The sequence below is a fragment of the Gordonia sp. NPDC057258 genome (genome assembly GCF_042668985.1).
GTDB classification, from domain to species: domain Bacteria; phylum Actinomycetota; class Actinomycetes; order Mycobacteriales; family Mycobacteriaceae; genus Gordonia; species Gordonia hongkongensis.
Window position 1 is genome coordinate 23305 of sequence record NZ_JBHUXZ010000022.1, and the last position, 18700, is coordinate 42004.

Consider the following 18700-nt stretch of genomic DNA (forward strand, 5'->3'; position numbering starts at 1 on the left):
ACTTATCAGTTCCCCTTCTTGGCGCCGTAGCGGCTGCGAGCCTGCTTGCGGTCCTTGACACCCTGGGTGTCGAGCGAGCCGCGGATGATCTTGTAGCGCACACCCGGGAGGTCCTTCACACGACCGCCGCGGACGAGCACCATCGAGTGCTCCTGCAGGTTGTGGCCTTCGCCGGGGATGTAGGCGGTGACCTCGACCGAGCTGGTCAGGCGCACACGGGCGACCTTGCGCAGTGCCGAGTTCGGCTTCTTGGGGGTGGTGGTGTAGACGCGGGTGCACACGCCACGACGCTGCGGGCTTCCCTTGAGGGCCGCGGTCTTGGTCTTGGCAGCCTTGTCGTGACGGCCCTTGCGGACCAGCTGATTGATGGTTGGCACTAGGTGTTCGTTCCTCTTTGTCATCGGTTGTGGTTGGTGCTCCGGGCAAGCACGAAGTGGCTCGCAGGCCTGTTTTCGCGGCTTCCACAACTCGCCCCACCAGCACGTATGTGCTGGTCAGTACATTTTCGCTACCCCGAGGTCGGGCGTGTCATACACTCGACAGCGGATTCGCCTGTCAGCCCCTCTGCCGGCCGTACCCCGAGATGCTCGGCGGCTCGAGAGCCGTAGGGCAGGCATGCGGACTGGCCCAGCATGGGCCGGGCACCGACGATCCACTCTACCGATCGGGTTTACACAGGTCAAAAAACGGATCCTGCACGCAACCGGCAGGTGAACGGGTCGTGCGCGATCGGCTCCGGGCCACGCTCGTGCTCGGCGTGACCCTCCCACTTCTACACCGTCAAACCGCATGCGTCGAGGGCGCGAGTCGCCGGTGCGACCATTCCGTCATCCGCGCTGCACGGGTCGCCTGAGCTGCTCGATCACGGGTGCGGACGGGCTCTCGGGGTCGCACGGTCGACGCGTCGGCGAGGACTGACCGCCGAACCACCGGTCGACGATCGTCGCCTGCCGTTCCACCTCGCCCCGGCGCGGCATGTGGTGGTTCTCACCGGCATCGCGCACGCCGTACACGTCCTCACCCAGTTCGTACCGGGCCTGGTCGGCCAGCGCATCGGCGAGGAACCCGGCAGGGGAACGGGCAGCGGCGATCTGCCAGGCGTGGACCAGTTCGTGGATGAGCAGCTGACCCGGCACCGGATATGCCCTGCTCCCCGGCCCCAGGGTCGCGTCGAGGTGCGACCCGAGATTGCAGAGGATGCGTCCGTCGACCGCGGGCACCGTGAAGGCGCGCCCGCCCCGACCGGCGAGATCGGTGAGGACGACGTCATCGAGCCACCCCACGTCCCCGAAGACCGCCACGGCCACGCTTCGCTCGGCCGGGGTCAACCCGCGATGACGCACGCGACGGCGGATGACGCTCGACGTGACGAGGCCCGCGCCCAGCACGACGACGAACCCGAGCGGGCCGAGCCAGATCGTCACCGGCACCAGGTGCACCGCAAGGAGCACACCCGCCGTGGCCGCCGGGGCGTCGCCGAGTCGTCCCGCCTCGAGCCGGCGGGCGACGGAGAGCACCGTGCCGAGCAGGCGCCCATAGGCCCGGGCGGCCGCGATGACCGAACGGCGCAGGCGCGTCGCGGACGCCGGGCGGGGCATCATTCCGGCGTCTGCGGCAGTTTCACCTTCGTCGCACCGGGTTTCGCCGGATTCGACGGCGGCGGGACCACCGGTCCGATGTCGCCATCGGGAGCCTCGTCGAGGTCGACGATGACCGGCGCGTGGTCACTCGGCTTGCTGCCCTTGCGTGCTTTCCGGTCGATCCAGGCGGCCGCGACGCGATCGGCAGCGGACGCTCCGGCGAGGATCAGGTCGATGCGCATCCCGAGGTCTTTGTGGAACATGCCGGCGCGGTAGTCCCAGTAGCTGAACACACGCTCGCCCGGCCACCGGTCCCGGACGACGTCGCGCAGGCCCATCGATTCGAAGGTGGCCAGCGCGGCCCGTTCCGCCGGAGTGACGTGGGTGTGTCCCACATACGCGGCGGGGTCGAACAGGTCGGCGTCGGCCGGCGCGATGTTCATGTCGCCGCACAGGAGTGTCGTGGTCGGGTCCTCCACGGCACGGGCCAGCGCCGCGAGCCACTCGAGTTTGTAGGTGTAGTGGTCCGAGTCCGGGGTCCGGCCGTTGGGCACGTACAGCGAGTGGATGCGGAGTCCGCCGCACACCGCCGACACCGCCCGTGCCTCCAGGGTCGACGGGTCGGGGTATCCGGGCATGCCGTCGAACCCGATCCGGACGTCGTCGAGTCCGACCCGCGACAACAGCGCCACCCCGTTCCACTGACCCTGTCCGGCGTGCGCGACCTCGTATCCGCGGTCGGTGAGATCGGTGCCGAGTGACTCGTCGAACGCGGCGTCGGAGAGTTTGGTCTCCTGCAGGCACACCACGTCGGGTCGGCGCTCGTCGAGCCAGGGCAACAGGCGCGGGATGCGCTGCTTCACGGAGTTCACGTTCCAGGTCGCCACGCGCATGCGACCACGGTAGTACCCCGCCATCAGGGCCCGGCCACCGCCGATCGCGGACCCGGCCTTTCGTTGCACGGTGACATGTGTCACGTTGGTGGGTATCGACACGTTGCACCGCACCTCCGATTCGTCGCCCCGACGGCCCGTCATCGAGTCGTCGTGGCGTCGTTCGGAGCTGTCCGGGGTCCGCCCCGAGGACCGGACGCCGACGCAGGTCCAGGACATCGCTGCCGCCGACCCGCTGCTCGACGCCGCCCGCCCGGTCCTCGATGACGCCGCCGCCCGACTCGCCGACACCGATGTCTCGCTGCTGCTCGTCGACCACGAGTGCCGGATGGTGACGCGGGTGGCGTTCGGCACGACCGTGGAGCGCCGTCTCGACGCGATCGGCGCCTCGCCGGGCGTGCCGTTCGGCGAGGACGTCGTCGGGACGACGGCCCTCGGTACCCCGGCGGAGACCCGGGGCGGGATCGTCGTGAACAGCTCCGAGCACTACCTGGACCAGTTCAAGTCGATCAGTTGCTTCGGACAGCCGATCATCCATCCCGCGACCCGCAGGCTGGCCGGGATCATCTGCATGTCCGAGATCGCCGATCGCATCAACCCCTTGGCGATCCCGGTCGTCAACGGGATCGTCGCCGACATCGCCGACCGCCTGCTGGACCGGTCGCGAGCGCACCAGCGACGCGTCCTCGACGCGTTCCAGCGCGCCGCACCGCGTCGCGACCTCGCCGTCGCGGCCATCGGCGACGACCTCCAGCTCACGAATGCCCTTGCTGCCGAACTGCTCTCCCCCACCGACATCGGCGCGATGCGGATCGTCGCGACCGATCCCGCACTGCGCGCGACAGTACTGCCGCTGACCCTGGTGTCGGGCGCCGAGGTCGAGGTCGCCGTCGAACCCGTGCCGGGCGCCTGCGGCGCGGCCCTGTTCCGCTTCCGGCCGGTCAGCGAGCCGCCGCCGAGGCGGTCCGCGCCACCGACCGCCCCGTCCCGCACCAGCGTCGCGATCACCGGCGAACCGGGGACCGGACGCAGCACCCACGCCGCTGCGCTCGCCGCCGAGACCGACTCGCCACCGGTGATCGTCGATGTCGCCGACGAGATCATCAGCGGTCGTCGCCCCGACATCCCCGCGTTCGTCGGACGCGCCCGGTCGATGAGCACGACCCTGGTGATCGACGGCGTCGATCTCCTCGACGCGCAGTCGGTCGCCCTACTCGGGCGCGTGGCGGTGTCGAGCTCGCCGGAGTCGCCGCTGATCGTCGTCGGCGGGCCGCGCGACCAGGCGAGTCCGGGAGTCGCCGCACTCCTCGCCCGGTGCGCCACACGGGTCGATCTCGCTCCTCTACGTCATCGGACCTCGGAGCTGGCGTCGATCGCGAGCAGCGCACTGACAGACATCGACCCGGAGCTCACGCTGTCCGGACTGGCGACGGACGCCTTGCTGTGCGACGACTGGCCCGGGAACCTCACCGAGCTCAACTCGGTGCTCCGGCAGGCCGCTCTGACGTGCCGAGCGCGCGCCGCGCGGGTCGTCGAACCCGCCGACCTGCCACCCGCCTATCGGACGACCAGCCGGGCCGCGCACCTGTCCGGCCGGGAACAGGCCGAGCGCACCGCGATCGTCGAGGCGCTGGACCGCGCCCGCGGCAACAAGGTGCATGCCGCAAGAGATCTCGGCATCAGCCGGACGACGCTGTACTCGCGGATGCGCGCACTGGACATCTGAGCGCGCGGCTACTCCGGCACCGCGGTGCGGGGCACCGGGTCCCGCAGCGTCTGCCGTGCGAGCGCCGCGATGAGGTCGGTCCGGGTCACGATGCCGACCAGGGTGTGCCCATCCAACACCGGGACCGCGTCGCATCCGCTCTCGGCGAGCAGCGGCAACAGCGCCCCGACCGGCGTGCCCGGGGTCGCGACGGCCGGTTCCGCCGACATCACGTCCGCGGCGCACAACTCGACGTCGTTCGAGCGCATCAACCGCCGCACGAGATGGATCTGGAACACCACACCGACGAACATGCCGTCGTCCGACGTCACCGGCAGCGAGGTGAAGCCGTACTCGTCGAAGAGGACGGCGACGTCTCGCAGCGGCGTCTCGGGGTTCACGGTCACCAGGTCTCGGGACATCACGTCCGTCGCGGCGAGCGGGCCCGCGCGGTGACCGGCAGCCTGCAGTTCGGCGGCCCCGATCAGTCGCGCGAGGTCGGCGACACCGAGGTTGAGCGACTGCCCGTACCGGTCGAGGATGCCGGTCAGTTCGTCCTCGTCCAGACCCAGCCGCGCCGCCGGCGGGGGCGCCGCGTCGAACCGGCGATACGGATAACGCCGTCCGGTCAACCGGGCGTACCCGGCGGCGAGGACCACCAGCAGGAGCGTGCCCACGAGGACGGGTGCGAGGACGAACCGGAACCCCAGCGACTGGATCGTCTCCGGACTGAGCGCGGCTGTCATCGCCACCGCGCCGGCAGGCGGATGGACCGCGTGGCACCCGATCATCAAGGCCACGGACAGACCGACCGCGAGCGCCGCCCGAAGCGCGGGCTGGCCGATGGTGAGGGTGGTCGCCACCCCCACGACCGCCGACACCGCGTTGCCGACGGTCGCGGGCCACGGCTGCGCCAACGGACTGTTCGGCGCGGCGAAGACGAGCACGGCGGTCGCCCCGAACGGCGCGATCAGGAAGAGTCCGAGCCGCAGGTCGACCCCCGACGCGGCGAGCACCAGACCGACGAGTCCGAGCGCCACCCCGGCCCCTGCTCCCGCCCGGAGGGCCTCACGGATCGAGATACCCCCGGTCACCGGGCCGAGGCCACGCAGGGCGGCGCCGACCCTGCCCGCTGGGCGCACGTTCACTCTGCTCCTCCGAAGGTCCCTGACTTGTCCGGCGTCTCACGGTAGCCACGCGGTGACGGCCGGTCGCCGCGACCCCTGTACAGCCCAGGTGTTCAGTTTCTGGACACGGCGACACGTCGGAACGGTGAGAGAAATAAGTCAGGTCGAATATGACCGAGATCACTCCACCGACCACATCACCGCCGGCACCACGCCGACCAGGAGGCCACATGACCGCCGTCGTTCCCGACACCGCCCTGCATGAGCGCGTTCGCGATTTCATCTCCGCCGACCGTCCGATGCTGATCGGCGGCGAGTGGGTGTGGTCGGCCTCGGGCCGCACCTTCGAGACCATCGATCCCGCGACGGCGCGTCCGCTCACCTCGGTCGCGCACGGCGACGCGGCCGACATCGACCGCGCGGTCCGCGCCGCGCGCCAGGCCTTCGACGACGGCCCGTGGACCCGGATGAAGCCGAATGAACGCGAACGCCTGCTCTGGCGGGTCGGCGACATCCTCACCGAACGCGCCGAGGAGTTCGGCCAGCTGGAGGCGCTCGACAACGGCAAGGCGGCCACCATCGCCGCCGCGGTCGACACCAACTGGTCGGCCGACATCTTCCACTACAACGCGGGCCTCGCCACCAAGATCACCGGGTCGACGGTCGACGTCTCGATGCCGTTCGTGCCCGGCGGCGAGTTCCACGCGTACACCCTGCGCGAGCCGGTCGGAGTCTGCGGCCTGATCGTGCCGTGGAACTTCCCGCTCCTGATGGCCGCGTTCAAGCTGGCCCCCGCATTGGCGGCCGGCAACACCGTCATCCTCAAGCCGGCCGAACAGACCCCGCTGACGGCCCTGCTCCTCGGCGAGGTGTTCCAAGAGGCCGGCTTCCCACCGGGCGTGGTCAACATCGTCACCGGTTACGGCGAGGCCGGCGCGGCGCTCGCCGCGCACGACGACGTCGACAAGATCGCGTTCACCGGCTCGACGGAGGTCGGCAAGAAGATCGTCGACGCCGCGAAGGGCAACCTCAAGAAGGTGTCGCTGGAACTCGGCGGCAAGAGCCCCAACATCGTTTTCGCCGACGCCGACTTCGAGAAGGCGGTCGCCGGGTCGGTCGCGGCCTGGATGTTCAACCACGGACAGTGCTGTGTCGCCGGAACACGTCTCTTCGTCGAGCGGCCGATCTTCGACGACTTCACCGCGGCCGTCGCCGAGGCGGCCTCGCAGGCCAAGATCGGACCCGGCCTCGACCCGTCGACCGAACTCGGACCGCTGGTCAGCCAAGAGCAGTTCGATCGCGTCTCGGGATACCTGGCGGCGGGCCTCGCCGACGGCGCACGGGCGCTGACGGGTGGAAAGCGTTGGGGCGACGAGGGATTCTTCATCGAACCGACCGTCTTCGTCGACGTCGACCCGAGTTTCTCGATCGTGCAGGAGGAGATCTTCGGTCCCGTCGTCGCCGCCATGCCCTTCGATGCCGACACCGGGGTCGCGGCCGCGGCCAACGACTCCATCTACGGTCTCGCAGCAGGCATCTGGACCACGGATCTGTCCAAGGCGCACCGGACAGCTCGACAGATCAAGGCCGGCTCGGTCTGGGTGAACCAGTACAACGGCTTCGACACCGCCATGCCGTTCGGCGGTTACAAGCAGTCGGGATGGGGGCGCGAACTCGGCTCGTCGGCCATCGAGCTCTACACCCAGACCAAGGCCGTCAACATCTCGCTCTGACCCCCATCCGCCCTCGAGTACACCCAAGGAGCACGATTTCATGTCTCTCACCACCAAGGCAGCCGTCCTCACCGGACCCGGAAAGCCGTTCGAGATCGTCGAACTCGACCTCGACGAGCCCCGCGAAGGCGAGGTGCTGATCAAGTACACCGCGGCCGGCCTGTGCCACTCCGACCTTCACCTGACCGACGGCGACCTCCCGCCCCGCTATCCGATCGTGGGCGGCCACGAGGGTTCGGGGATCATCGAGGCGGTCGGCCCGGGCGTCACCAAGGTCAAGCCCGGCGACCACGTGGTCTGCAGCTTCATCCCCAACTGCGGCACCTGCCGCTACTGCTCCACCGGCCGGCAGAACCTCTGCGACATGGGCGCCACCATCCTCGAGGGATCGATGCCCGATGGCACATTCCGATTCCACGGTGGCGGTGACGATTTCGGAGCCATGTGCATGCTCGGCACCTTCGCCGAACGCGCGACGATCTCGCAGCACTCGGTCGTCAAGGTCGACGAGTGGTTGCCGCTCGACAAGGCAGTGCTCGTAGGTTGCGGCGTGCCCTCGGGCTGGGGCACCTCGGTGTACGCGGGCGGCGTGCGTGCCGGCGACACCGTGGTGATCTACGGCATCGGCGGCCTGGGCATCAACGCGGTGCAGGGCGCGGTGTCGGCCGGGGCCAAATACGTCGTGGTCGTCGACCCGGTCGCGCTCAAGCGCGACACGGCGCTCAAATTCGGTGCAACACATGCCTTCGCCGACGCCGCCGAGGCCGCGGAGAAGGTCAACGAACTGACCTGGGGGCAGGGTGCCGACCAGGCCCTCATCCTCGTCGGCACGGTCGACGCGGAGGTCGTGGCCAACGCGACCGCCGTCGTGGGCAAGGGCGGGACGGTCGTCATCACCGGTCTTGCCGATCCGACGAAGCTGACCGTGCAGGTCTCCGGAACCGATCTGACCCTGAACCAGAAAACCATCAAGGGCAGTCTGTTCGGCTCGGCCAATCCGCAGTACGACATCGTCAAACTGCTGCGCCTGTACGACGCGGGGCAGCTCAAGCTCGACGAACTGGTCACGCAGACCTACACCCTCGACCAGGTCAACGAGGGCTACCAGGATCTGCGGGACGGCAAGAACATCCGCGGGGTCATCATCCACGCGGAGTGAATACCCGGTCGGTTCGCCCGAGGTGCCGTCTCCCTCGGGCGAACCGGCCACCCACGTCGCCGGGCGGACTTTCCGGTCCGCGCCCGCACGAGGTGCTTGAATCACACCTGTGACCGTGACCTGGTGGATACGTCTGCTCCGCATCGCCTTTGCCGCCCTGGGCGTCACCGCGCTCGTGTATCAGGCGGTGCTGCGCTACGGCGACGCCGGCTTCACGCTCGCGAACTTCTTCAGCTACTTCACGGTGCTGAGCAATATCTTCGCCGCGCTCATCCTGCTCGTCGGCGGACTGCTGGCCCCGGCAAGCCCGGCCTGGGAGTGGTGCCGCGGGGCGGCGACCACCTGCATGGTCATCACCGGGATCGTCTATGCGCTTCTGCTGCAGGGCATCGACGTCGATGTCACCTACGCCTGGGTGAACGACGTGCTGCATCGCGTCATCCCGCTCGTCATGCTTTTGGACTGGATCGTGGTGCGCGCCCGGCGACTACCCGAACGGGCGTGGCTGTCCTGGCTCACGATCCCGCTCGTGTACGGCGTCTACACGTTGATCCGCGGGCCGATCGCGGACTGGTATCCCTACCCGTTCATCGATCCGCGCGGGCAGGGTTATCTGTCGATGACGATCTCGCTCGTCGTCGTGTTCGTCGGCATGGCCTTCATGTCGTTCGGCGTCTACTGGGTCGGCACCCGCGGTCGGCGACCCGATGCGCCGGAGCCCGGACAGCCCGCCGACGAACGCGGTTAGTCCGCGCCCGGCCGGTCCGCGGGCGCGCTCCCGAACGCCGCGACGAGCTGCGCCGACCAGGTGTCGACGACCAGCGCACGCCGGGCGGAGTCATCGGACAGCGTGTCCGCCAGGCCGAGTCCGCGCGCCATGTCCAGAGTCGCCTGCACCAGCCGGTAACCGGTCTCGTCGTCCGGGGCCACCCCCATCGCGGCCATCGTCCGCTGATGGGCCGCGCGGGCGAACTTCGCTTCGAGTGGCAGGATGAGCCGCCGCAGCGCCGGGTCGGACGCGGCGGCGGCCCAGACCTGGAGTGCTGCCTTGAATTCGGTGCCGGTGTAGACGTCGACGGCCCGCTGGACGGCGCGGATGACCCGGTCCGGGGTCACTTCGTCGGCCGCCTCCGGCGATGCGTGCGGATCCCCGACGGCAGCGCGGGTCATGTCCTCGAAGACCTGCTCGAGTGCCGCGGTGATGAGGGCTTCGCGCGTCGGGAAGTGATGTTGCGCCGCACCGCGGGACACGCCGGCACGTTCGGCGACCGCGGCCACGGTCGCGGCGGCCCAGCCGTCCGCGGCCAGCGCGTCGACCGTGGACCGCAACAGGCGCTCGCGGGTCAACCGCGAGCGTTCCTGTTGCGGGGAGCGGGTGTTCGCCGACGACGTGGTCACCGCGAGCCTCAGTAGGACTTCGGCAGCCCGAGGCTGGTCTGCGCGACGAAGTTGAGGATCATCTCCCGGCTCACCGGGGCGATGCGGGCGATCCGGGCGAGGCTCAGCATCGGCGCCAGTCCGTACTCGGTGGTCAGACCGTTGCCGCCCAGGGAGTGCACGGCCTGGTCCACGACCTTCACACAGGCCTCGGCGGCCGCGTACTTCGCCATGTTGGCCGGCTCGGCGGCGCCCCAGTCGTCGCCGGCGTCGTAGAGGGTCGCGGCCTTCTGCATCATCAGCTTGGCCATCTCGAGCTCGACCTTGCCCTGGGCGAGCGGGTGCGCGATCGCCTGGTGCGCACCGATCGGCGTCTTCCACACCGTGCGCTCCTTCACGTACGACACCGCCTTGTCGAGCGCGAACCGGCCCATCCCGACGGCCGACGCCGCGGCCATGATGCGTTCCGGATTGAGCCCGGCGAACAGTTGACTCAGGGCAGCGTCCTCGGAGCCGACGAGCGCGTCGGCGGGCAATCGCACATCGTCGAGGAAGAGCTGGAACTGCTTCTCTGGGTTCTGCAGTTCCATGTCGATCATCGTGTACGAGAAGTTCTCGGAGTCGGTGGGGACGATGAAGAGCGCGGGCTTGAGGTTGCCGGTCTTCGCGTCTTCGGTGCGGGCGACGATCAACACGGCCTGCGCCTGGTCGACGCCGGAGATGTAGACCTTCTGGCCGGTGAGCAACCAGTCCGAGCCGTCCCGACGGGCCGTGGTGGTGATCTGGTGGGAATTGGAGCCGGCATCGGGTTCGGTGATACCGAACGCCATCGTGATCGACCCGTCGGCGAGACCCGGCAGCCACCGCTGCTTCTGCTCGTCGGTGCCGAAACGGGCGATGACGTTGCCGCAGATGGCCGGTGAGACGACGAGCATCAGCAGTCCGGTGCCCGACGCGGCGATCTCCTCCATCACGATGGCGAGCTCGTACATCCCGGCACCGCCGCCGCCGTACTCCTCGGGGAGATTGACCCCGATGAAGCCGAGCTTGCCCGCCTCGGCCCACAACTCGTCGGTCTTGCGGCCGGTGCGCGCGCACTCGCGGAAGTACTCCTGTCCGTACTTCGCGGCGAGTCCGGCGACCGCCGCGCGCAGCTCGGCGCGTTCGGTGGTCTCCACGAACGGATTGGTGTCCACGGTCATGTCGATGCTCCCTGTCTCGGTCTTCGATGTGGTTCGGCGGCGGACGGTTTCGGCGGCCGGTCAGGCCTGGTAACCGAGCCGTTTGGCGGCCAGTCCGTTGAGGATCTCGGTGGTGCCGCCACCGATCCCGATGATGCGCATGTCGCGGTATTGCCGTTCGACCTCGGTGCCGGTCATGTAACCGAGGCCGCCGTGCAGCTGAACGGCTTTGTTGGCCACCCACTCCCCCGCCTCGACCGCGGTGTTCTTGGCGAAGCACACCTCGGCGATGAGGTCGTCGGTGGAGCTGACCTTCCGTTCGACGAGGGCCCGCGTGTAGGTGCGGGCGATGTCGATGCGGCGTGCCATCTCGATCAGGGTGTCCTGCACCGACTGCCGGGCGATGATGGGTTTGCCGAAGGTCTCACGGTCGCGCGCCCACTGCAGGGTGAGGTCGAGGCAGCGTTGCGCACTGGCGTACGCCTGCACCGCCAGACCGGACCGTTCGGTGACGAAAGCGGTTGCTATCTGCGAGAATCCGGAGTTCTCCGGTCCGACCAGGTTGGTGACCGGCACCCGCGCATCGACGAAGGACAGTTCCGCGGTGTCGGAACTGCGCCACCCCATCTTGTCCAGCTTCCGCGTGACCTCGAAGCCGGGTGTGCCCTTCTCGACGACGAGCAGTGAGACGCCCGCGGCTCCCGGTCCTCCGGTGCGGACGGCGACGACGACGAAGTCGGCGCGGACCGCGGAGGTGATGTAGGTCTTGGAACCGTTGACGACGTAGTGGTCCCCGTCGCGCTCGGCCTTCGTCGTCAGGTGGCCGACGTCGCTTCCGCCGCCGGGTTCGGTGATCGCCAGGCTCCCGATCTTCTCGCCCGCGAGCGTGGGCCGCACCCACCGGTCGATCTGGTCGGGGTCGCCGGCGGCGATCAGGTGCGGCAGGGCGATGCCGTGGGTGAACAGCGACGCGAAGACGCCACCGGCCGCGCCGGCGTAGTGGAGTTCCTCGCCGAGGATCGTGCTGTCGATCAGATCACCGCCGGAGCCACCCACCTCCTCGGGGACCCCGAGCCCGAACAGACCCAGTTTGGCCGCCTCGATGTGCAGTTCACGGGGGATGGCACCCTCGCGCTCCCAGTCGTCCTGGAACGGGAGGATGTGTTTGTCGACGAATCGGCGCACGGTGGAACGCAATTCGAGGCGTTCGGGCGTCTCCCAGATCGGACTGGCGATGGGCATCGTGTTCTCCTGTCGGACTGCGTGCGACTGCGTGCTGCTGCGATCGGACGATTCGGCGGCGTAAGGGGGCGGTGGACGTCAGCGGCGGACGGTGACGACGACGGGCGTCTCAGCTCGCCCGCGGTTCGCGACCCGGCCCGGGCGGACCTGCGAAACACTGTGCGATACCCGACCATTCGACCGCGTCGGGTCCGGTGAGCTCGAGTGCGAGGTCGGCGAGTGCGCGTCGCTGGGTCACCAGGAAGCAGAAGTCGAGTGCCGGCCCGCGCACGCTGTTCGACGCGTCGTCCGGGCCCCAGGTCCAGATCTCGCCCGACGGCGCGGTGAGCGCGTAGTGGAACGGCTCGGCCGGCGGCGTACGGCCGTTGACGATGTAGGCGAAGTCGCGTGTGCGGACACCGATGTGGGCGACGCTGCGGATCCGATCGGTCGGCACGACGGGAACACCGAGGGCGTCGGCGACATCGAGGCCGTGTGCCCATGTCTCCATCAGGCGCGCGGTCGCCATCGACGCCGCGGACATCGGTGGCCCGAACCACGGGATCTTGACGCCGGCCGGTACCGCGCGCAGCGCGTCGGCGAGACGGTCGCGCGCCGCCCGCCAACCGGCCAGGATCTCGTCGGCCGGCGCGGCGGCCCCCGCTTCGGCGGCGTCGTCGACGTAGGTCGCCACACTGCTCGCCGCCTCGGAGAGCAGTGCGCCGAACCGGTCCGGGTCGGTGGCCGCGACCGCCGCCACCTCGTCGGTCCACGCCAGATGCGCGATCTGGTGCGCGATCGTCCACCCCGGCGCCGGCGTGGGGGTGGCCCAGCCCGCATCGTCGAGACCCGCGACGAGCGTGTCGAGCTGCGCGGATTCGGCTTCGAGGTCGGCGACGACGCCGATCACGGCTGCTTTTCCCTCAGGCATGCGATCACCCTCACACACGGCCTCAGAAGAATCAAGCGCGCTTGATTGTTTTTCCCGCAGGGACGACCCGGCGCCTTCACCGCCGGTGGTTGAGCCGGCACCGAGCGGAGCGAGGCGCCGAGTCGAAGCCACTCGGCGACCTGCCCCCACCGCTGGTTGAGCCGGCACCGAGCGGAGCGAGGCGCCGAGTCGAAGCCACTCGGCGACCCGAGCCCCACCGCTGGTTGAGCCGGCACCGAGCGGAGCGAGGCGCCGAGTCGAAGCCACTCGGCGACCCGGGCACAAGAGGTGACCTCGACCGACGCGGCAACCTCGCCACGCCCGATAGACGCTGCTCGGCCGGCTGACGACCCAACTGCGGTCAGCGGTAGTGGATGTCGACCGTGGCTCGGCTCAGCAGGATGTCGTCGTAGGAGGTCATCGTCGCCTCGAAGGACGAGATGCGGCGGCCGAGTTTGATCGGCGTCACCTCGACCACCACTTCACTGCCGTCGACAGCAGGTGAACGGTAGAAACCGATCGCCATGTCCCCGATCGAGTACTCCTGCCCGGCCCCGGCATGCAGATGCCCGGCGAACGATGCCGCCTGGCCGGCGATGGTGGCGATGACGCCGCCGTGCATGGTGCCGAACATGTTGCCCATCCACGGTTCGGTGGCGCTGCGAAAGCGGATGCCGGACTCGCGGTCGGTGGTGCCGTCGATCACCTCGACGCGGCCGTTGAGCATGTCGGTGAGCGGGCCGGGTTCCCGCAATTTCGACGCGATCTCCTCGACCACGGCCCGCCCGGACAACGCGGCGGGTATGGGCTCGGGCAGGACGGACCCGTCATCGTCGCTGCATCGCGGTGTCGCGTGGCCGATCTCGGCGGACGGGGTGGCACCGGTCGGGGCACGGCCGACGCGGACGTTGCGTGCGGTCCCGACGCAGCACAGGTCCCCGGTACCGGTGCGGATCTCGACCGACGTCGAACCCCAGGCGTCGTCGTGCATGACCACCTCGGCCCGTGCGGCAACCAGGTCGCCCACTTCTGCGCGGCCGTGCGTGGACATCGTCAGGCGTGCCTGGAGGGTCGCCGCGGCGGGGTCGTCGTGGATGCGATGGAACGGGATACCGCCGCTGTGATCGAACAGCACAGCGAGCGCCGGCAGCTCGATCTGTCCCCGATGATCGGCGAAGCGCGTGCACAGTTGCTGCGAGGCACGCACGCCCGTCTCCGACACCGAGATGTCGCCGAGGTGGAACGCGGACAGGGGATCGTGCGGCTGGCTCATGAAATCTCTTGTATCAGCGATGTACCGCCGATCTCACAGTGGAGAGTCCAATCTCACTCCCGTAGTCTGGGTGCGTACGTGTCCAGAGTGACGGGAGAGACAGATGCGACGCACAACTGTGGCGACGATCGGGGCGATTGCGGCAGTGGGAGCGTTCAGCGCAGGAGCAGGCACCGCCTTCGCCGCACCCGCGGAACGACCCCTCAGCGTGGAGCAGGTCCCCAACGCCGGCGTCACCGTCGGCGCCAGCGGCATCACGGGCGGTTTCGTGGCGAGCATCCTCGCCTCGGCCACCGAACCCGGGGTCACGCTGATCACGCTCAACACGACGCCCACCGAGTCCTGCGCCACCAATCTGAAGGATGCGCGCGTCGGGATCAGCTGGAAGAACACCTCGACCGGCGCATCCGGCGACGAGGTCTTCGCCGCATGTGCGGACGGACGTCCGTCCGACGGGGTCGCCGTTGCGACCGGAGCGGGATCGGTCGAGTTCACCACGACGATCCTCGGCCAGGGCGACCAGACCTTCACGGTCGTCCCGGGCAGCGGATCGTTCACGCGCTGACGCCGAGCCGACCACAATACACTCCGCTGAGCGGGAGGGCGCGAGCCACCCACCCTGCTCCCTGATCTGAAAGAAGCCCGTAACCCGTGCTCCCTGAGGTGTGAGGAGCGCAAGCGACGAGCCTCGAAGGGCCGGCGAGACACGTTGTTACACCCTTCGTGGCTCGCTTCGCTCGCACCTCAGGGAGCATGGAGATCAGACGCTCACGAGTGTTCTTTCAAAGGTCACGGCGACCCCTCCGGTACCGCAGTAGACAATCTCGCAAATCTGTATACACGTGCGGTGAACACGTTCTAGATTTGCCGCATGGCCGAGACAGTCACCCAGCTCCTGCAGGCACGCGCCGACGACGACAACCTCGCGATCACCTACGAGGGTCGGCAATGGACGTGGCGCGAGTACATTCGCGACGCCGAACGCGCCGCGTCGGCGATTCTCGGCATCGCCGACACCGAGCGTCCGCTACATGTGGGCGTGCTGCTCGGGAACACGCCGGACATGCTGATCGCCCTGGCCGCCGGCGCGCTGGGCGGTTACGTGACGGCGGGGATCAACAACACTCGCCGCGGTGAGGGTCTGGCGGCCGACATCGTGCGCGCGGACTGTCAGATCCTGCTCACCGACGCCGAGCACCGCCCTCTCCTCGATGGCTTGGAGCTACCCGGCGTGACGGTGCTGGACACCTCTACTCCGCAGTGGGCCGAGATGCTCTCCGGCGCCGCGGAGTTGACCCCGCATTCGGTACCCGGGGCGATGGACACGTTCATGCTGATCTTCACCTCGGGGACCAGTGGAAACCCCAAGCCGGTCCAGTTCGCGCACATGATGATGCCGTTCGCGGGTCCGGTGCTCGCCGACAAATACGACATCGGCCCCGGCGACGTTTGCTACCTGTCGATGCCCCTGTTCCACAGTGCCGCGCTCATGGGGGGTTACTGCGTCGCACTGTGCGGCGGTGCCGCGATCGCGCCCGCCAAGTTCTCCGCCTCGACCTTCCTGGCCGACATCCGCCGCTACAACGCGACGTACATGAACTACGTGGGCAAACCGCTCGCCTACATCCTGGCCACCGAGGAGAGGCCCGACGACGCCGACAATCCGCTCCGGGTGGCGTTCGGCAACGAGGCCACCGACCGCGACATCGACGATTTCTCGCGCCGGTTCGGTTGCACCGTCTGGGACGGCTTCGGTTCCACCGAGCTGGCGATCATCATCACCCGTGAGCCCGGCACGCCGCACGGTTCGATCGGCAAGGGTTTCCCGAACGTCGCCGTGTACAACTCGTCGACGCTGACCGAATGCCCGCGTGCCGAATTCGACTCCAGCGGAGCGCTTATCAATGCCGACGACGCGATCGGCGAGCTGGTGAACATCGAGGGCGGCGGGATGTTCATGGGCTACTACAACGATTCCGACGCCACCAGCGAGCGTCTCCGCCACGGGATGTACTGGTCGGGCGACCTGGCGTACAAGGACGCCGACGACTGGATCTACCTCGCCGGCCGGACCGGCGACTGGATGCGCGTCGACGGCGAGAACCTCGCCGCCGGACCGATCGAACGGGTGCTGTTGCGCGTTCCCGAGATCAATCGCGTTGCCGTGTATGCCGTTCCGGACGACCACGTCGGCGATGCGGTGATGGCCGCCGTTGTCCTGCAGGACGGCGTCGAGCTGACCCCGGAGTCCTTCGCCGAACAGCTTGCCGCACAGGCCGACCTGTCGCCGAAAGCATGGCCGACGTATGTCCGGATCGAGGACGACCTGCCCACGACCGCAACGAACAAGATCCTCAAGCGCACCCTGAAATCCGAGGGAGCCGTCCCCGGCACGGGCACACTCTGGGTGCGCGAGCCGCGGTCCCGCGTGTATCGACAAGCCGTCGCCGCACAGGCATGACCTCGACCGCGGCCACCATACCGACACCGGAATCCGTCCCGCAGCAAACGCTTCCGGAGATCGGCTACTACGCACTCTCGCGCCATCCGGTCGATCCCGCCGAACTCGCCGACGAAGCGGGGCTCGCCGACCGCGCGGGCTTCGGTGCCACCTTCGTCTCCGAGCGGTTCAACGTGAAGGACGCGGCCGTACTCGCGGGCGGTCTCGCGGCGGCGAGTCGCCGGATGGGCGTCGCCACGGCCGCGACCAACCACAACACCCGGCACCCCATCATCACCGCGTCCATGGCCGCCACGTTGTCGACCATGACGGGTGGTCGCTTCGCGCTCGGCCTCGGTCGTGGATTCGCCGCACAGTGGCAGGTTCTCGGGGTTCCCGATGTCACGAGCGCCCAGCTCACCGACGCCGCCTCGGTGTTGCGCACCCTTTGGCGCGGCGAGATGATCCTGGGCCACGACGGCCCGCTCGGCACCTACGACTACCTCAACCTCGGTGTCGCGGTTCCACCGGTCCCCATCCTGCTCGTGACGATGTCGCCCAACACCTTACGTCTTGCCGGGCGCATCGCCGACGGTGTCGTCCTGCACACGTTCTTCTCCGACGAGGCCACCATCGCCGCGGTCGAGACCGTCCGGGCGGCGGCCGCCGAGGCCGGTCGGGACCCCGCTTCGGTGCGCATCTGGTCGGTACTGGCCACCGTGCCCGACCATCTCGGTGATGACGACCGGTTGCGACGTCTGTACGGCCGGCTCGCGACCTATCTCCAGGGGTATCCGGACGTCCTGATGCGTGCCAACGGATGGCGTGGGGATGATCTCGAACGAATCAGAGACAGTCCGGCTTTCGCCGGCGCCCGCGGGCCGATCGACGCCACTGCCACCGCCGACGAACTCACCCGGCTCGCCGAGGTCATCCCGGCGTCGTGGGTCGCCGACAGCGCGGTCGGCAGTGCCGAACAGTGCGCGGCCGCCGTGGCGCGCCAGTTCGACCTGGGAGTCGACTCGGTCATCATGCACGGCGCCGCGCCGTCGGAACTGTTGTCGGTGCTGACGGCGTACCGGTCGATACGACCCGCCTTGCCGGCTCTGCCAGTGAACCCGGGTTCGGTTGCGGGACCACCGGTTCAGTGACCGTCAGTCGGGCACGCCGGGTGGCACCGAGTTCAGCAACGCGCCCGCCTCGACCCGGAGCTGTTGACCGGTCACGTACCGGGCAGCATCGGACACCAGGTAGAGGACCGCCTCGGTGACATCCTCCGGCGCGAGCAGGTCCACCGGCATCGCGTGCAACGACGCGAAGACGTCCTTGACGTCGTCGTAGACCGGCTTCTCGAGATCGGGTCGGAACAGCCGGTAGATCTCGTCGTGATGCACCATCGCGGTGTCGACGTTGCCGGGATGAATCGCGTTGACGCGAATACCTTTCGGCGCCAGGTGCCGGGCGAGGTCGTTGACGAGTCGCGCCACCGCTCGTTTCGAGTGGCCGTAACCGCCTGCACCCGGCCCGGCCTGCGCGGACTCGAACGACGGCATGAACGCGGCCATCGAACCGATGCAGACGATCGATGCACCCGCTTCGAGGTGCGGCAGAGACAACTCGAGGGTGTTGATCACCCCACCGAGATTCACCGACACCGTGTTCAGCCAGGTGACCGAGGGACTCTCGGGCCCGAGCGGGCTGATACCGGCGTTGGCCACGACGATGTCAAGTCTGCCGAACTGCGCCACCGCGTCGTCGATCGCGGCCTGCAGGGCGTCCCGGCTGCGGACGTCGGCGATCTTCGCGATCACCCGACTGTCCGTCGCGTCGACCATCTTCGCGGTCTGCTGCAGGTCGTCCGGCGTGCTCATGGCGTAATTGACCGTCGTGATCTGATCGCAGATGTCGATGGCGACGATGTCGGCGCCCTGCTCGGCCATCCGCACGGCGTGGCTGCGCCCCTGACCCCGTGCCGCGCCCGTCACGAGTGCGACCTTCCCGTCGAGTCTGGTACTCACTCGCGCTCTCCTCGTCCCGGCGGCCACGAGTCCGGCCGCCGCGTCTCCGCGCAGCCTAGCCG

General features: G+C 68.8%; 17 protein-coding genes. 7 read left to right on the forward strand and 10 right to left on the reverse strand.

All coding sequences use genetic code 11. The features are described from left to right. Positions 1-5: 5 nt before the first annotated feature. The 3 genes from rpsL to ACFUEJ_RS15840 all read right to left on the reverse strand — a co-directional run bounded on the left by rpsL (position 6) and on the right by ACFUEJ_RS15840 (position 2473). Complete coding sequence (gene rpsL, locus ACFUEJ_RS15830) at positions 6-377, reverse strand: 30S ribosomal protein S12 (protein WP_004020596.1); 372 nt, start codon at positions 375-377, stop codon at positions 6-8. A 450-nt stretch (positions 378-827) separates the two neighbouring features. Continuing rightward, positions 828-1601: a hypothetical protein gene (locus tag ACFUEJ_RS15835; protein ID WP_231742464.1), complete on the reverse strand. Its 774-nt coding sequence runs from the start codon at positions 1599-1601 to the stop codon at positions 828-830. Then, positions 1598-2473, reverse strand: a complete 876-nt coding sequence (locus tag ACFUEJ_RS15840) for an exodeoxyribonuclease III (protein ID WP_058252440.1) — start codon at positions 2471-2473, stop codon at positions 1598-1600. Before ACFUEJ_RS15840 ends, ACFUEJ_RS15835 begins: the two co-directional genes overlap by 4 nt. 88 nt (positions 2474-2561) lie before the next feature. Between ACFUEJ_RS15840 and ACFUEJ_RS15845 the strand changes: the two genes are divergently transcribed. Then, the gene (locus tag ACFUEJ_RS15845; RefSeq protein WP_139114214.1) at positions 2562-4199 is read left to right on the forward strand and encodes a sigma-54-dependent Fis family transcriptional regulator; all 1638 of its coding nucleotides are present in this window, start codon (positions 2562-2564) and stop codon (positions 4197-4199) included. Positions 4200-4207: 8 nt separating this feature from the next. On the opposite strand, the gene ACFUEJ_RS15850 is transcribed toward ACFUEJ_RS15845, so the two are convergent. After that, positions 4208-5326 (reverse strand): HPP family protein, encoded by a 1119-nt coding sequence (locus tag ACFUEJ_RS15850; RefSeq protein ID WP_058252379.1) that lies wholly within the window; start codon positions 5324-5326, stop codon positions 4208-4210. A gap of 209 nt (positions 5327-5535) precedes the next feature. Between ACFUEJ_RS15850 and ACFUEJ_RS15855 the strand changes: the two genes are divergently transcribed. The 3 genes from ACFUEJ_RS15855 to ACFUEJ_RS15865 all read left to right on the forward strand — a co-directional run bounded on the left by ACFUEJ_RS15855 (position 5536) and on the right by ACFUEJ_RS15865 (position 8945). Further along, entirely contained in the window at positions 5536-7038 is a 1503-nt protein-coding gene (locus ACFUEJ_RS15855) for an aldehyde dehydrogenase family protein (protein WP_058252380.1), read from the forward strand. A gap of 40 nt (positions 7039-7078) precedes the next feature. Then, the gene (locus ACFUEJ_RS15860) at positions 7079-8197 is read left to right on the forward strand and encodes an NDMA-dependent alcohol dehydrogenase (protein ID WP_058252381.1); all 1119 of its coding nucleotides are present in this window, start codon (positions 7079-7081) and stop codon (positions 8195-8197) included. Positions 8198-8306: 109 nt separating this feature from the next. After that, positions 8307-8945 (forward strand): Pr6Pr family membrane protein, encoded by a 639-nt coding sequence (locus ACFUEJ_RS15865; RefSeq protein WP_388030475.1) that lies wholly within the window; start codon positions 8307-8309, stop codon positions 8943-8945. Here ACFUEJ_RS15865 and ACFUEJ_RS15870 read toward each other — a convergent pair. The 5 genes from ACFUEJ_RS15870 to ACFUEJ_RS15890 all read right to left on the reverse strand — a co-directional run bounded on the left by ACFUEJ_RS15870 (position 8942) and on the right by ACFUEJ_RS15890 (position 14180). After that, complete coding sequence (locus ACFUEJ_RS15870; protein WP_065629675.1) at positions 8942-9595, reverse strand: TetR/AcrR family transcriptional regulator; 654 nt, start codon at positions 9593-9595, stop codon at positions 8942-8944. The genes ACFUEJ_RS15865 and ACFUEJ_RS15870 overlap by 4 nt on opposite strands. Positions 9596-9603: 8 nt before the next feature. Then, complete coding sequence (locus ACFUEJ_RS15875) at positions 9604-10776, reverse strand: acyl-CoA dehydrogenase family protein (protein ID WP_010840516.1); 1173 nt, start codon at positions 10774-10776, stop codon at positions 9604-9606. Between the two features lie 60 nt (positions 10777-10836). Beyond that, on the reverse strand, positions 10837-11997 hold the full coding sequence (locus tag ACFUEJ_RS15880) for an acyl-CoA dehydrogenase family protein (RefSeq protein ID WP_065629676.1): 1161 nt from the start codon (positions 11995-11997) through the stop codon (positions 10837-10839). A gap of 109 nt (positions 11998-12106) precedes the next feature. Beyond that, positions 12107-12907: a TIGR03084 family metal-binding protein gene (locus tag ACFUEJ_RS15885; protein WP_277243428.1), complete on the reverse strand. Its 801-nt coding sequence runs from the start codon at positions 12905-12907 to the stop codon at positions 12107-12109. A gap of 361 nt (positions 12908-13268) precedes the next feature. Further along, on the reverse strand, positions 13269-14180 hold the full coding sequence (locus ACFUEJ_RS15890; RefSeq protein WP_388030480.1) for a PaaI family thioesterase: 912 nt from the start codon (positions 14178-14180) through the stop codon (positions 13269-13271). Between the two features lie 103 nt (positions 14181-14283). Here ACFUEJ_RS15890 and ACFUEJ_RS15895 point away from each other — a divergent pair, with 103 nt between their 5' ends. The 3 genes from ACFUEJ_RS15895 (at position 14284) to ACFUEJ_RS15905 (ending at position 17771) form a co-directional block, all read left to right on the forward strand. Next, positions 14284-14745: a hypothetical protein gene (locus tag ACFUEJ_RS15895; protein WP_388030482.1), complete on the forward strand. Its 462-nt coding sequence runs from the start codon at positions 14284-14286 to the stop codon at positions 14743-14745. A gap of 306 nt (positions 14746-15051) precedes the next feature. Continuing rightward, entirely contained in the window at positions 15052-16641 is a 1590-nt protein-coding gene (fadD1, locus tag ACFUEJ_RS15900) for a fatty-acid--CoA ligase FadD1 (protein WP_058252389.1), read from the forward strand. After that, a complete protein-coding gene (locus ACFUEJ_RS15905; RefSeq protein ID WP_338855694.1) occupies positions 16638-17771 on the forward strand; it encodes a TIGR03857 family LLM class F420-dependent oxidoreductase in 1134 nt (377 codons plus the stop codon). Before fadD1 ends, ACFUEJ_RS15905 begins: the two co-directional genes overlap by 4 nt. 3 nt (positions 17772-17774) lie before the next feature. Here the strand turns inward: ACFUEJ_RS15905 and ACFUEJ_RS15910 are convergent, their stop codons facing one another. Beyond that, on the reverse strand, positions 17775-18638 hold the full coding sequence (locus ACFUEJ_RS15910; RefSeq protein ID WP_338855696.1) for a mycofactocin-coupled SDR family oxidoreductase: 864 nt from the start codon (positions 18636-18638) through the stop codon (positions 17775-17777). Positions 18639-18700: the final 62 nt, after the last annotated feature.

Coding starts and splice junctions, on each gene's coding strand:
- ACFUEJ_RS15835 (WP_231742464.1), bottom strand. CDS start 1,601: ATGATGCCCCGCCCGGCGTCCGCGACGCGCCTGCGCCGTTCGGTCATC.
- ACFUEJ_RS15840 (WP_058252440.1), bottom strand. CDS start 2,473: ATGCGCGTGGCGACCTGGAACGTGAACTCCGTGAAGCAGCGCATCCCG.
- ACFUEJ_RS15855 (WP_058252380.1), top strand. CDS start 5,536: ATGACCGCCGTCGTTCCCGACACCGCCCTGCATGAGCGCGTTCGCGAT.
- ACFUEJ_RS15860 (WP_058252381.1), top strand. CDS start 7,079: ATGTCTCTCACCACCAAGGCAGCCGTCCTCACCGGACCCGGAAAGCCG.
- ACFUEJ_RS15875 (WP_010840516.1), bottom strand. CDS start 10,776: ATGACCGTGGACACCAATCCGTTCGTGGAGACCACCGAACGCGCCGAG.
- ACFUEJ_RS15880 (WP_065629676.1), bottom strand. CDS start 11,997: ATGCCCATCGCCAGTCCGATCTGGGAGACGCCCGAACGCCTCGAATTG.
- ACFUEJ_RS15885 (WP_277243428.1), bottom strand. CDS start 12,907: ATGCCTGAGGGAAAAGCAGCCGTGATCGGCGTCGTCGCCGACCTCGAA.
- ACFUEJ_RS15890 (WP_388030480.1), bottom strand. CDS start 14,180: ATGAGCCAGCCGCACGATCCCCTGTCCGCGTTCCACCTCGGCGACATC.
- ACFUEJ_RS15895 (WP_388030482.1), top strand. CDS start 14,284: ATGCGACGCACAACTGTGGCGACGATCGGGGCGATTGCGGCAGTGGGA.
- fadD1 (WP_058252389.1), top strand. CDS start 15,052: ATGGCCGAGACAGTCACCCAGCTCCTGCAGGCACGCGCCGACGACGAC.
- ACFUEJ_RS15905 (WP_338855694.1), top strand. CDS start 16,638: ATGACCTCGACCGCGGCCACCATACCGACACCGGAATCCGTCCCGCAG.